Origin of the sequence: Devosia epidermidihirudinis (assembly GCF_000971295.1) — a bacterium.
GTDB lineage: Bacteria > Pseudomonadota > Alphaproteobacteria > Rhizobiales > Devosiaceae > Devosia > Devosia epidermidihirudinis.
Genome location: NZ_LANJ01000012.1, coordinates 48,048 through 61,867, shown reverse-complemented (window position 1 = coordinate 61,867; position 13,820 = coordinate 48,048). Strand labels below are relative to the sequence as shown.

At 61.5% G+C, this 13,820-nt stretch carries 12 protein-coding genes; 8 read left to right on the top strand and 4 right to left on the bottom strand.

The features are described from left to right. Positions 1-10: 10 nt before the first annotated feature. Entirely contained in the window at positions 11-1,483 is a 1,473-nt protein-coding gene (locus WH87_RS07330) for a bifunctional ADP-dependent NAD(P)H-hydrate dehydratase/NAD(P)H-hydrate epimerase (RefSeq protein ID WP_046140240.1), read from the top strand. A 133-nt stretch (positions 1,484-1,616) separates the two neighbouring features. Here WH87_RS07330 and WH87_RS19570 read toward each other — a convergent pair whose 3' ends face one another. Beyond that, complete coding sequence (locus WH87_RS19570; protein WP_156458146.1) at positions 1,617-1,793, bottom strand: hypothetical protein; 177 nt, start codon at positions 1,791-1,793, stop codon at positions 1,617-1,619. 1 nt (position 1,794) lies between these two features. Beyond that, entirely contained in the window at positions 1,795-3,051 is a 1,257-nt protein-coding gene (locus WH87_RS07325) for a cytochrome P450 (protein WP_046140239.1), read from the bottom strand. A gap of 131 nt (positions 3,052-3,182) precedes the next feature. On the opposite strand from WH87_RS07325, the gene WH87_RS07320 reads away from it, so the two are divergent. The 4 genes from WH87_RS07320 (at position 3,183) to WH87_RS07305 (ending at position 6,315) form a co-directional block, all read left to right on the top strand. Then, positions 3,183-3,422, top strand: coding sequence for a hypothetical protein (locus WH87_RS07320; protein WP_046140390.1), 240 nt, complete (start codon positions 3,183-3,185; stop codon positions 3,420-3,422). Between the two features lie 242 nt (positions 3,423-3,664). Continuing rightward, positions 3,665-4,294 (top strand): ATP-dependent Clp protease proteolytic subunit, encoded by a 630-nt coding sequence (locus WH87_RS07315; protein ID WP_046140238.1) that lies wholly within the window; start codon positions 3,665-3,667, stop codon positions 4,292-4,294. 172 nt (positions 4,295-4,466) lie between these two features. Further along, a complete protein-coding gene (gene clpX / locus WH87_RS07310) occupies positions 4,467-5,744 on the top strand; it encodes an ATP-dependent Clp protease ATP-binding subunit ClpX (protein ID WP_046140237.1) in 1,278 nt (425 codons plus the stop codon). 178 nt (positions 5,745-5,922) lie between these two features. Continuing rightward, positions 5,923-6,315 (top strand): endonuclease domain-containing protein, encoded by a 393-nt coding sequence (locus WH87_RS07305; RefSeq protein WP_046140236.1) that lies wholly within the window; start codon positions 5,923-5,925, stop codon positions 6,313-6,315. Between the two features lie 58 nt (positions 6,316-6,373). Here WH87_RS07305 and WH87_RS07300 read toward each other — a convergent pair whose 3' ends face one another. After that, on the bottom strand, positions 6,374-7,456 hold the full coding sequence (locus tag WH87_RS07300; protein ID WP_046140235.1) for a citrate synthase/methylcitrate synthase: 1,083 nt from the start codon (positions 7,454-7,456) through the stop codon (positions 6,374-6,376). An 85-nt stretch (positions 7,457-7,541) separates the two neighbouring features. Here WH87_RS07300 and WH87_RS07295 point away from each other — a divergent pair, with 85 nt between their 5' ends. Further along, on the top strand, positions 7,542-8,675 hold the full coding sequence (locus WH87_RS07295; protein WP_046140234.1) for a citrate synthase: 1,134 nt from the start codon (positions 7,542-7,544) through the stop codon (positions 8,673-8,675). 251 nt (positions 8,676-8,926) lie between these two features. Here the strand turns inward: WH87_RS07295 and rocF are convergent, their stop codons facing one another. Beyond that, complete coding sequence (gene rocF, locus WH87_RS07290) at positions 8,927-9,922, bottom strand: arginase (protein ID WP_046140233.1); 996 nt, start codon at positions 9,920-9,922, stop codon at positions 8,927-8,929. A gap of 282 nt (positions 9,923-10,204) precedes the next feature. On the opposite strand from rocF, the gene lon reads away from it, so the two are divergent. Next, positions 10,205-12,640 (top strand): endopeptidase La, encoded by a 2,436-nt coding sequence (lon, locus tag WH87_RS07285; RefSeq protein ID WP_046140232.1) that lies wholly within the window; start codon positions 10,205-10,207, stop codon positions 12,638-12,640. A 156-nt stretch (positions 12,641-12,796) separates the two neighbouring features. Continuing rightward, positions 12,797-13,156: a hypothetical protein gene (locus WH87_RS07280; RefSeq protein WP_046140231.1), complete on the top strand. Its 360-nt coding sequence runs from the start codon at positions 12,797-12,799 to the stop codon at positions 13,154-13,156. The last annotated feature ends 664 nt before the right edge of the window (positions 13,157-13,820 follow it).

The window sequence follows — 13,820 nt, the reverse complement described above, 5'->3', positions numbered from 1 at the left end:
GAGTTGATCCATGACCATCGCCAATGCAGAAATCCTTCTCACCCCCACACAGATGGGCGAGGCCGACCGACTGGCGGTGCAGGGGGGAATCAGGTCGCTCAAGCTGATGGAGACCGCTGGCAAGGCTGTCGCGGAAGCCATCATGGAGCGGTATTATCAGCGCTCGGTGCTGGTGCTGTGTGGCCCCGGCAATAATGGTGGCGATGGCTTTGTCGTCGCCCAGATTCTCAAGCAGCGTGGCTGGCCCGTTCAGTTGCGTCTCGTAGGGGATCGCGAAGCCCTCAAGGGCGACGCTGCCGCAGTGGCTGCGCAATGGACTGCCAAGGTGACCGCGCCGACGGCCAGCGACGTTGAGGAGGCTGATCTCGTGGTCGATGCGCTGCTTGGGGCAGGGCTGGATCGTGACGTTGATGGCGCCATGGCCGAGATTATCGAGCTAATCAACACCAGCGCCCGCCCGGTGGTCAGCATCGACGTGCCAAGTGGCATTGATGGGGCAACCGGCGCCGTGCGTGGCTCCGCGATGATCGCCGATATGACCGTAACCTTCTTTCGACTCAAGCCCGGTCACCTTCTATTGCCCGCGCGCGATCTCTGCGGCGAGGTCGTTCTGGCCGATATCGGCATTCCCGATACGGTTCTCGACACCATCGACGCGGCCGCCTGGCAGAACACGCCAACGATTTGGTCGCTGCCAGCGGCTGATCCGGATGGCAACAAGTTCGATCGCGGCCATACGGTGGTCATCTCCGGCGGTCCGCTCCACACCGGGGCCTCGCGTTTGGCGGCGATGGGCGCGTTCCGCGTCGGCGCTGGCGTTGTGTCTTTGCTCGGCGCCGAGGACGCGCTGATGGTTCACGCTGCCCATGTCACCGCCATCATGCTCAAACCCGCGAGGGATGCCGCTGGCATCGCCGAACTGCTCGCCGACAAGCGCATGAATGCCGCCGTTATTGGTCCCGCTGCCGGTATAGGCGAGGCGACGCGTCAGAACGTTCTTGCAGTGCTCAATTCTGGCACTGCCACGGTCCTCGACGCCGATGGCCTCACCAGCTTCGTTGACGGCCCCGGCGCTCTCTTTGACGCCATCAATGCGCAGTCGCGCCCAGTCGTGCTGACGCCCCACGAGGGCGAATTTCAGCGCCTCTTTGGCGACGTCCCAGGTGCGCGTATCGATAAGGCGCGTGCCGCCGCCACCCATTCCGGCGCCATCATCGTCCTCAAGGGCAGCGATACCATCATCGCCAGTCCCGACGGACGCCTGGCCATCAACGCCAACGCGCCGGCGTGGCTCGGAACTGCGGGGTCAGGCGACGTGCTGGCCGGCATCATCGCCGGTCTCATGGGGCAGGGCATGGCCGGCTGGGAAGCCGCCTGCGCCGGCGTCTGGCTCCACGCCGAAGCCGCCAACCGCTTCGGCGGCCCCGGCTTGATCAGCGAAGACTTGCCCCTGCTGGTACCTGGGGTGTTGGCAAGTCTTTAGTCACTCCGGGATCCCGATAACTCAGTCGTCACCCTCGGGCTTGACCCGAGGGCTCTACACTTCGCGAAATGGCAAAAAGAACCCTCGGGTCAAGCCCGAGGGTGACGAGCCGTGGGGGTAATCTCGGTCACTCTCACTCCGGCAGCGGATAATCGCTCCCCACACATTGCCCAGCCTCGCCGTCCCAACTGCCGCCAAGGTTCAGACACTGTGCGTTCGGCGACAGCACATGCTGCAGGGCCAGCGAACCAAAGCCTGCGGCCACGAGCAGCACCACAAAGACCACCAGGCCCAAAAGAGCGCGTTTCATTCTACTTCCAACTCACCATCAGCTTTTCCAGCCCGTGGAAATGGTACACGTCATTGTACCGAGGCGCCTCGGCAATCCGCAACTTTGGCAGGCGGCGGAACAGTTCGCTGAACGCCACCTGCAGCTCGATGCGAGCCAGCGGCGCGCCGATGCAGAAGTGGATGCCGGCGCCGAAGCTGACATTGGCGCCATCGGTGCGGAACGGGTCGAATGCATTGGCATTGGCGAAGCGGGCAGGGTCGCGGTTGGCCGCGCCCAGCAGCAGTCCGATGACGTCGCCCTTGCGCATCTGGATGCCGTCAAATTCCAGGTCGCTCAGGGCATAGCGGGTGAACATGTGCAGCGGCGCGTCAAAGCGCAGGCATTCTTCCACGGTGGCGGCCGTCTGTTCTTCGCTTGAGAAAAGCGTAACCGGATCGATACCGCTTTCGAGGATGGATTTAACGCCATTGCCCGTGGTGTGAACCGTTGCCTCATGCCCGGCATTGAGCAGCAGGATGGCCGTCGACATCACCTCTTCATCGGTCAGCCGCTCGCCACCCTGATCGGAGGTCAGCATGTGGGTGAGCAGGTCCTCGCGCGGCTGTTTGCGGCGCTCGGCGATGATGGCGCGGAGATAATCCATGAAGTCGGCAGAAGCCTGATTGGCATCCAGCTCGGTCTCGTGGCTGACGCCATACATGTACATGGCCACCATGCGGTTGGACCACGCCAGCAATTGCGGTGCGCTCTCGGCGGGCAGGCCGATCATTTCGGCGATCACGATGGCCGGAATCGGCGCGGCGAACGCCTTGATGATGTCGACGCTGTCCTCGCCCTCAAAGCCATCGATCATTTCGTTGGCTAGCTTGACGATACGTGGGCGCAATTGCTCGACATGGCGCGACACAAACGCCCGATTGACCAGCATGCGCAGCCGCGTATGCCCGGGTGGCTCGAGGTTGAGCAGCGAGTATTTCTCGGTGAGGTCGAACGCCGCTGTATGCGGTTTGGGCTCGGGCATGCCGAGTTCTTCGCGCGTCGCCACATGCAGAATTTCGCGGCCAAAGCGCTTGTCGCGGAGCAGGGCGCTGACTTCCTTGAACCCGGCGCAGCACCAGTGGCCATATTCCTCCCAGAAGAACGTCGGCTTGTTGGCGTGGCGCGCATCGTAGAACGCATAGGGGTTCTGGAAGAAGGCCGGATCGCGCGGATTGGCACTGGCGCTGCTGGCTGCGGGAACGCCGGTGATCGGCTTGAGCTGAACGATGGCGGCCATAAAAATCACTACAAGAGGAACGAAAACCCGATCCTGACGGGCAGGCAAAGCCATTGCAAGGTGCGGTGATGCCTTGCTCCTGCCGAAAAAATCGCTAGTGCAGGGGTAATGGATTTTTTGGAGTGCGTATCGTGAGCGATCTGACGCTGGCCCAGGCCATCGACAACATCTACACCTCGATCAAGGGCAATAACGAAGACCTCGACCAGCACATTGCTGCTCTTAAGTCGACCATGGCGCGCGATGGCGTCAAGGAAGCCGTGTTCGAGCCATCAAAGCTCGCCCAGAACAACCGTCAGGGCCGCAAGATCATGCAGGCCTATTTCAAGAAAAAGGGCGTGGCCGTCGGCTTTGCGGCCTCGGCCGAATAGAGCGGACGGGGCGGGGCGCTTCACCTTGCCGACACTTGGCGTGTCAGTGCTATTGAAGCTGGCCCCAATGCCGCCTATCTGTGCCTTTACCGCACGTTAAGCGGCATCGTCTGCAATCGGCCAGTCGCGCTGATTCGAATTTCGACATGATCCCTGGGCCCTGGATGTCCGAGTGCGGGAATCGTGTTCCAACCGACTACAGCTAGCCCGGTCCGCGACCCGGCGCAGCAAAGGGGCATCACATGCGGGATCCGCACGATATCTACATGAATACGCTCGTTCCTATGGTGGTCGAGCAGTCCAACCGCGGCGAGCGCGCGTTTGACATCTATTCGCGCCTGCTGCGCGAACGCATCATCTTCGTGACCAGCGTGGTCGAGGACAACATGGCGTCGCTGATCGTGGCGCAGCTTCTGTTTCTCGAATCGGAAAATCCGAAGAAGGAAATCTCGCTGTACATCAACTCGCCTGGCGGCGTTGTGACCGCTGGCCTGTCGATCTACGACACCATGCAGTTCATCCGCGCGCCAGTGGCCACCATGGTCATGGGGCAGGCGGCTTCGATGGGTTCGCTTCTGCTTGCAGCTGGCGAAGCCGGCATGCGTACTGCGCTGCCAAATGCCCGCGTCATGGTCCACCAGCCTTCCGGCGGCTTCCAGGGTCAGGTCACTGACATCCTGATTCATGCCAAGGAAGTCGAGGGTTTGAAGCGCCGTCTTAATCAGATCTATGAGAAGCACACTGGCCGCACCTACGAGGAAATCGAGAACGCTCTTGAGCGCGATCGCTTCCTGTCGCCAGAAGAGGCCAAGGCCTTCGGTCTGATCGACACCGTGATCGAAAAGCGCGTTGTGCCGGATAGCGCGGTCTGATTGGCCGCCATTAAGCACATTGCTGATGCGCCGTGGACTGTGATCCATGCGCGATTGCACGTAGCCGGATCGGCCTTTAAGGTCGGTTCGGCTTATACTTTCTTTAGGCTCACGCGCTAGGGTCACCTATAGCGCATGATTTTGGGGGCACGCTGCTCCCGGGAGTGACAGGATGTCCAAAGACACGACGAACGGCGAATCCTCAAAGAACACGCTTTATTGCTCGTTCTGCGGGAAGTCCCAGCACGAGGTTCGCAAGCTGATCGCCGGCCCAACTGTGTTCATCTGCGATGAATGCGTTGAGCTGTGCATGGACATCATCCGCGAAGAGAACAAGACCTCGATGGTCAAGTCCTCCGATGGCGTGCCGACACCTGCAGAAATCTGCAAGGTGCTCGACGATTACGTTATCGGCCAGTACCGCGCCAAGCGCGTACTCTCCGTGGCCGTCCATAACCACTACAAGCGCCTGCACCACTCGTCCAAGAACCAGGATATCGAGCTTTCCAAGTCGAACATCCTGCTGATCGGTCCGACTGGTTCGGGTAAGACGCTGCTGGCTCAGACGCTGGCCCGTATTCTGGACGTGCCGTTCACGATGGCTGATGCCACAACGCTGACCGAAGCCGGCTATGTCGGCGAGGACGTGGAAAACATCATCCTCAAGCTGCTGCAGGCCGCCGACTACAATGTCGAAAAGGCGCAGCGCGGCATCGTCTATATCGACGAAGTCGACAAGATCAGCCGCAAGTCTGACAATCCGTCGATCACCCGCGATGTATCGGGCGAAGGCGTGCAGCAGGCTTTGCTCAAGATCATGGAAGGCACCGTGGCTTCGGTTCCGCCCCAGGGCGGTCGCAAGCACCCACAGCAGGAATTCCTGCAGGTGGACACGACCAATATCCTGTTCATCTGCGGCGGTGCATTTGCCGGCCTCGAAAAGATCATCTCGGCGCGTGGTGAAGGCTCGGGCATCGGCTTCTCGGCCACCGTCAAGGACCCGAACGACCGTCGCGTCGGCCAGATTCTTGCCGATGTGGCGCCAGAAGATCTGGTGCGCTTCGGGCTGATCCCCGAGTTCATCGGTCGCCTGCCAGTGCTCGCGACCCTCGAAGACCTCGATATCGCGGCCCTGATCGAAATCCTGACCGCACCAAAGAACGCCCTGGTTCGCCAGTACCAGCGTTTGTTCCAGATGGAAGAAGTCGAACTTTCTTTCCACGAGGATGCCCTCAAGGCGATTGCCGAGAAGGCCATCGAACGTAAGACCGGTGCTCGCGGCCTGCGCTCCATCATGGAAGCGATCCTGCTCGATACGATGTACGACCTGCCATCGCTGGAAGGCGTGGAAGAAGTCGTGATCTCGGAAGAAGTGGTCAAGGGCAAGGACGTCCGTCCGCTCTACATCTACTCCGACCGTAAAAAGGAAGACCTCCCCGCCGGGGCATAAAGGTCTACCAGACTGAATTGAAAACGCCGGGCCCCTGGGTCCGGCGTTTTTGTTTTTGAAGAGTACCCCCACCTAGTCTCCCCCTGAAAAGGGGGAGGGACAGATTTTGGTTGGGGCAAGATCGTGGACTGATACGGATCAAGTTCCTTCCCTTTTCAGGGGGAGGCTAGGAGGGGGTATGGGACAGCGAACCGAACTCGCAAGAAAACTCCGCCGCGAACCAACCCCGGCAGAGCTCAGGTTTTGGGAAATCCTCTATACCTTCCGCCAATCCGGCTGGCATTTCCGCCGACAGGTTCCGGTGGGCCCATATATCGTCGACTTCGCCTGTAAACGGGCGAAACTGGCGTTCGAGATAGACGGTGACAGCCATTATTCTGACGCCGGATTAGCCGCTGATGCCGTGCGCACGGCATACATAGAAGAGCGCGGATATCGCGTAGTCCGTTTCACCAATCTCGATGTGTTGGGAAATCCCGAGGGCGTCTACCTGCTCGTTGCGGATGCGCTGAAGAGTGCCCCTCCTAACCTCCCCCTGAAAAGGGGGAGGAACAGATTGGACGAACGCTGAGCGGATTCCTCCCCCTATCAGGGGGAGGTTAGGAGGGGGTACTCCAATCCCTCGGCCATCAGGCCGCCACCGCCACGCTCGGCCCCACATAAACCGACATCGGCCGGATCAGCCGCCCCGTTAGTGCCTGTTCCCGCGCATGGGCCAGCCACCCGCTCGTCCGCCCCATGGCAAAAACGCACGTGAACGTCTCACGCGGAAACCCAAGCGCTTCCAGCAGCAGCGCGGTGTAGAACTCCACATTGGTGTCCAGCGCCCGATCGGGTTTCTTGCGTTTCAGCAAATCCAGCGCCGCGGCTTCCACCGCCTCGGCCAGTGCCAGCCGGGCAGGGTCGATGGCCCCGCCATTGGCCAGCAGACGCACAGCCGTCTTCAATGCATCAGCACGGGGATCACGCACGCGATAGACGCGGTGCCCAAATCCCATCAGCCGATCCCCACGCGCCAACGCGGCCTCGAGCCAGGCGCTGGCATTGTCAGGCGAGCCAACGCCATCCAGTGCATCCAGCACCGGTCCCGGAGCGCCGCCATGCAGCGGGCCCTTGAGCGCGCTCAGCGCCGCCAACACCGACGATGTCAGGCCCGCCTGCGTCGATGCAACCACACGGCTGGCGAAGGTCGAGGCGTTGAGCCCGTGATCGGACACCGTCATCAGATAGCGATCCAGCGCCGCAGTCTGCTCCGGGCTCGGCACGGTGCCATGCGTCATGCGCAGCGTATCGGCGGCGTGGCTCATCGATGCATCCGGCGCAATAACGTCCAGCCCCTGACGCAGCCGGATCAGCCCAGCGGTGAACACTGCAGGGCCGGCAATCAGCCTCAAGGCCGAGGGTAGATCCTCGCCATCTGGCAATCGGGCCAGCAGCGCGCGCATAGCGTCCACCGGCGGCAGCGCGAGGAGGCTTGCGTCAACGACGGCCAGATGCGCGAACACCTCGCTACGCGCCTTGCCGAGCGCGCGGGGCAGGTCGGCTTCGCTAGCAAAGTAGCCATCGAATAGCAGCGCTATGACGTCCTCATAGGTGCTGTGCCCCACCAGATCGTCCAGCGAGTGCCCGCGAATGATCAGGCGGCCATGGGCGCCATCAACATCGGACAGCCTGGTTTCGGCGGCAACGACGTCTTCAAGACCACTTTTCATCGAACTCTCCTGTGGTTGTTGCGCCTTAAGGTAGGTCGTCGTAGGTTGACGTCAATCTTGACGTAAATGATCAATGTGAGGATCAATGGATTGGCTGAGTGCGAGCGAAGCGCTGGAACTGCTGGGCACCCAGCCGCAGACGCTTTATGCCAATGTCAGCCGTGGCCGCATCACGGCGCGGCCAGATCCCGCCGATAGCCGCAAGAGTCTCTATCGCGGCGAGGATGTGCGCCGTTTGGCCCAGCGCGCCGCTGGTCGGCGCAAGCAGGCAACCATCGCCGTCGACGCCATGCGCTTTGGCGAGCCTGTGATGCAGACATCCATTTCCACCATTGCGCAGGGCAGGTTGCTCTATCGGGGTCGCGACGCGGTGAACTTGGCGGACACGATGTCGCTGGAGGAGATCGCCGCACTCCTCTGGGGGAGTGATCCCGTCACCTGTGACCTGAGTCACGTCGCACAAACGCCCGGCTTTGAAGCCGCCTTCGTTGCCTTGGCGCGCCGCGCGGCCAGTGACGTGCCGACCTTTGGTCGCTCAGGTGCCGTGCTCAAAATTGAAGCCGCGTCGGTGCTCTCCACCATCGCCAGCGGCTTTACCAGATCGGTAGCGGGTTCGTTACATGAAAGGCTCGCCGCTACATGGGAGCGCCCCCGCGCTGCTGACGCCATCCGCCGGGCACTGGTGCTGTTGGCCGATCACGAACTCAACGCATCAACCTTCGCCACACGCGTTGCCGTCTCCACGGGCGCATCGTTGGCCGCAGGCACTTTGGCGGGGCTTTCAGCGCTCACCGGGCCGCTGCATGGCGGTGCGGCTGCCTCTGCGCAGGCGCTGGCTCTTGAAGCCGAGACACTGGGCGCAGAGGCCGCCGTGGTGGCCCGCCTCGCACAGGGACAGTCGATACCAGCGTTCGGCCACCCGCTCTATCCAGATGGCGATGCACGCGCCGCTGCACTGCTCTCTATCTTCGAGCCGGCCGAGCCTTTCGCCGCGTTACAGGAGGTCACCGAGCGCATCACCGGCGAGAAGCCGAATATTGACTTCGCGCTCGTCGCCATGGCCGCCAGCTTCGGTCTGCCCAAAGAAGCGCCCCTGGTGCTTTTCGCCATGGCCCGGACTGTTGGGTGGCTGGCTCACGCCATGGAGCAAGTCGCCACTGGCCAGCTGATGCGCCCACGGGCGGAGTATGTGGGACTGGGGGCGGGCGACGCAACCTAGCTGGATCGTCACCCTCGGGCTCGACCCGAGGGTTCTTCAGACATGCAGGAAGTGCAGAGTCCTCGGGTCAAGCCCGAGGGTGACGACTGGGTGGTGGGTGGTCGTTGTTAGGCCTCAGTACCCCCACCTAACCTCCCCCTGACAGGGGGAGGAACAGATCGAGCTTGGGGCATCGTCGCACCCACCCGCCGCGCGAGTTCCTCCCCCTTTTCAGGGGGAGGCTAGGTGGGGGGACTCTTCAATCCCAAAGCCTACTCAGCCGCCCCCGCCTCGTCCTCCGTCACAAACGCCATTGGACCCGGCTCTTCGCCCATGATCTGACGCCCAAAGAGGCTCGCCACCAGATCAACCAGCAGCGTGGCGCTTTGCCCGCCGTGGTCGAGGAACGGATTGAGCTCCACCACATCCAGAGAACCCGCAACGCCGCTATCGTGCAGCATTTCCATGATCAAGTGGGCCTCGCGATAGCTCAGCCCGCCTGGAACCAGCGTGCCGCCACCCGGCGCGATGGATGGGTCCATGGCGTCGACGTCGAGGCTCACATGCAGATGCCCGCCCGCCTTGCGGACGCGCTCAATCACCGTGCGCATCAGCGCCACAACGCCCAGCTCGTCGATTTTGCGCATGTCGAGCACCTCGACGCCGCGCGATGCCAAAAGCCGCCGTTCCTCGCGGTCCACCGAGCGCGCACCGATCACCGTCACATTGCGCGGATCGATCCGCCCCAGCCAGTCGCCGCGATAGCTGTCGTCGAACTCTGGCTCGCCACACAGCAGCGCCAGCGGCATGCCGTGGAGGTTCCCCGAAGGCGAGGTTTCCGGCGTGTTGTAGTCGGCATGGGCGTCGATCCAGAGTACGAAAACCGGTTTGCCTTTGGTTACGCAATGTCGCGCCACCGCCGAAACCGTGCCCATGGCAATCGAATGATCGCCGCCCAGAAACACCGGGAAATTGCCCGCCTCAAGGATCGCCAGCCCCTGATCACTGGCGCGTTCGGCGAGGTCCAGCACGTCGGCCCGCCGCGCATCGGGCAGGCGCAGGCTAGCGGGGCCCGCATCAATAGCCGGGGCTGGCCGGCGCAGATCGCCGTGGTCCGCCACCTCGTGCCCCAGATCGATCAGGGCCTCGGCCAGGCCCGCCACGCGGAGCGCTTCGGGCCCCATGCCGCAGCCGCGCACGGAGGCGCCTGATGCTGTGGCGACACCCAGCAGATCGATGCGACGCTTGTGCGGAGAATTGGTGCTCATGGCGGCCCTTTCATGGAATGGCAGTCTGGTGCTTGAAACATCAGCATGCCGGACGCACATAACGCTACGAAAGCAGGCGGGCGATCAAGTCCACCATGCATTGAGGGTAGGGCAGGCCCGCAAAGCGAGTTAACCGTTATAAAACGGCAAAGGTTGACTTGCGGGGGCCTAGGACAAACCTATTTATTAACTGGAATCAGCTCAGCCTTCTAAGGTCGGGGCTGTCTATAACGGGCGCGCTACCCACATCCTTTCTCCTGCGCGCCCCGGAAAGGATTAAAGATGTCGGACGTCAATCCCACCGGCGGCGATGCCAGCCGGGATCGGGTTTACCCAGTTCTTCCGCTGCGCGATATCGTGGTCTTCCCCGGCATGATCGTGCCGCTGTTTGTTGGCCGCGAGAAATCCGTCAAGGCGCTTGAAGAAGTGATGCGCGACGACAAGCACATCCTCGTGGTGACCCAGAAGAACGCACAGGACGATGATCCGGCTCCGGACCAGATCTATGCGACCGGCACCATTGCCACTGTATTGCAGCTGCTCAAGCTTCCAGACGGCACCGTCAAGGTGCTGGTGGAAGGGCTGAGCCGCGCCACCATCGATCGCTATCTGCAGACCGTGGACTATTTCGAGGCCGAGGCATCCATTTTGCCTGAGCCAGAGGAAGACGCCACCGAAGTGGAGGCTCTTGCTCGCTCGGCCCAGACCGAGTTCGACAGCTATGTGAAGCTCAACAAGAAGATCTCGGCAGAAGTTGTTGCCGCGGTTGGTCAGATTGAGAACCACTCCAAGCTGGCCGACACCATTGCCAGCCACCTCGTCATCAAGATCCACGAGAAGGAAGACCTGCTCTCGACCGTTTCGGTTGGCGAGCGCTTCCAGAAGATTCTGGGCCTGATGGAAGGCGAAATCGGCGTTCTGCAGGTGGAAAAGCGCATCCGGAGCCGAGTCAAGCGGCAGATGGAGAAGACCCAGCGCGAGTACTATCTCAACGAGCAGATGAAGGCGATCCAGAAGGAACTGGGCGACGGCGAGGAAGGCGCGAACGAGATCACCGAGATCGAAGAGCGCATCGCCAAGACGCGCCTGTCGAAGGAAGCCAAGGCCAAGGCGGAAGCCGAGGTCAAGAAGCTCAAGACCATGAGCCCGATGTCGGCTGAAGCCACCGTCGTGCGCAACTATCTCGATGTGCTGCTCGGCCTGCCATGGGGCAAGAAGAGCAAGGTCAAGCGCGACCTGGTCCTGGCCGAAAAGGTTCTGGACGAGGATCACTATGGCCTCGAGAAGGTCAAGGAACGCATTCTGGAGTATCTGGCCGTGCAGGGCCGTACCGGTTCCCTCAAGGGCCCGATCCTCTGCCTCGTCGGTCCTCCAGGCGTCGGCAAGACCTCGCTTGGCAAGTCGATTGCCAAGGCGACCGGTCGTGAGTTCATCCGCATGGCGCTTGGCGGCGTGCGCGATGAAGCCGAAATCCGTGGCCACCGCCGCACCTATATCGGCTCCATGCCCGGTAAGGTGATCCAGTCGCTCAAGAAGGTGGGTAAGTCCAACCCACTGTTCCTGCTCGACGAAATCGACAAGATGGGCCAGGACTTCCGTGGCGATCCGTCTTCGGCACTGCTTGAAGTGCTCGATCCGGAACAGAACCACACGTTTGCCGATCACTACCTTGAGGTCGACTACGACCTTTCGGACGTGATGTTCGTGACGACCTCGAACACCCTGAACATCCCCGGCCCACTGATGGACCGCATGGAGATCATTCGCCTGTCCGGCTACACCGAGCAGGAGAAGCACGCGATCGCCAAGCAGCACCTGATCCCGGAGACGCTCAAGGAAAACGGGCTTGCCCATGGCGAGTTCGAGCTGAGCGACGAGATGCTGACCGCCTTGATCCAGCGCTATACCCGTGAAGCGGGCGTGCGTAACCTCAAGCGCGAAATCAGCAAGCTGATGCGCAAGGCCGTGGCCGAGATCGTCAAGACCAAGGTCAAGTCGATCGTCATCGATGAAGATAAGCTCGCCAAATATCTTGGTGCGGATATCTACAAGCATGGCGTGATCGAAGCCGAAGCACAGGTTGGTCTGGTGACCGGTCTGGCCTGGACCTCGGTCGGCGGCGAGTTGCTGACGATTGAAGGCGTGATGACACCGGGCAAGGGTCGCATGACCGTGACCGGCAACATCAAGGAAGTGATGAAGGAATCGCTGACGGCGGCCACCGCTTATGTGCGGTCGCGGTCGATCGATTTCGGCATCAAGCCACCGATGTTCGACACGCGCGATATCCACGTGCACCTGCCTGAAGGCGCCACGCCTAAGGACGGTCCATCGGCTGGTATCGGTCTGGCAACGGCAATCGTTTCGGTGATGACCGGTATTCCGGTGCGCAACGATGTCGCCATGACGGGCGAAATCACGCTGCGGGGCAGGGTTCTGCCCATCGGCGGTCTCAAGGAGAAGCTGCTTGCGGCTCTCCGTGGCGGAATCAAGACGGTGCTGATTCCGGAAGAGAACGTGCGCGATCTCGCCGAGATCCCCGATATCGTCAAGGAAGGCATGGAGATCGTTCCTGTCAGCCGGATGGATCAGGTCATTGAGCGCGCTCTGGTGCGCAAGCCTGAGCCAATCGAGTGGCACTTCGACGATACGCCTCCAGCCACCACGGCAACGCCCGATACGGCCGCCGACGACGCTGCAGCCGGTCTGCCGCACTAAGTCGGAAGTACATCCAATATGAACGGCGGCCCAACGGGCCGCCGTTTTTGCATCTATTGCACTCTAAAAATCAAAAGACGGCGCGGCTCCGTCACGCTATGTAATCTGGCCCGATGACCAACATTCTGTTGGGTGCACGGCCTTCGAGATAGCGTCATGACCGTAAAATTGCTTGCAGCGCTTGCTGCCACTGCCTTGCTGACCTTTGCTGTTCCCTCTTTCGCTCAGGAAGAAGAAGTCAGCGACGACGTTGATATCGCCCTGTGGTGTGGCGCAGCCTACACCGTCGTCACCAAGATCGACGGCGTCAGTGCAGAAGACGCTGCCGAGGCAAACAAGGCCGCCGATGCCGCTTTCGCCAAGGCGCATGCCGCTCTCATCGCCGACAATATCGAAGAAGCCGAATATGACCGTCTGGTTGAGTTCTATGTCGAGGCCGCAGTCGAGGACATGACCAATGCCGAAGCCGACCTGCGCTACAGCGACGAAGATTGCTCCGCGCTGATCAACTCGTAATTCGCATTTGATCTGATGAAACGGCGGCCCCAGCGGCCGCCGTTTTTGATTCTGGGGGGCGCTGCGAGATCGCAGTACCCCCACCTAACCTCCCCCTGAGAGGGGGAGGAACTCGCTCCACTCGCGGGCGCCATTCCGCCAAGCCCTCAAATCTGTTCCTCCCCCTTTTCAGGGGGAGGTTAGGAGGGGGTATTCTTGCTCGCGATTTCCGCGCAAGCAGCCACACCCACCATGCCACCCCGGCCTTGAGCCTGGGTCCATCTCGAGCTCGCGTCACCATGGCAGGTGGCTCAAACGACCATCACATAATGGATCCCGGCTCAAGGCCAGGATGACACCGAGCTTGAGAACGACGCGCGCCAAACCCACGGTGCCGTTCCTCCCCCTTTTCAGGGGGAGGCTAGGTGGGGGGTACTCTTGCTTCACCGGCACTCCCACTCCGACGCGGCCGACCACCATCACTGCGTCATTCCCGCGCAAGCGGGAATCTCCCTTCTTCAATCCAACCCCAACGGTGGATTCCCGCTTTCGCGGGAATGACGTCGTGGGTGAAATGCGATGCCTGTTTCTCCTCTGATAGGGGGCAACCACTCCACTCACTGGCACCATCCCGCCAGATCCCACCGCGCGCATTCCTCCCCCTGTTCAGGGGAGGCTAGGTGGG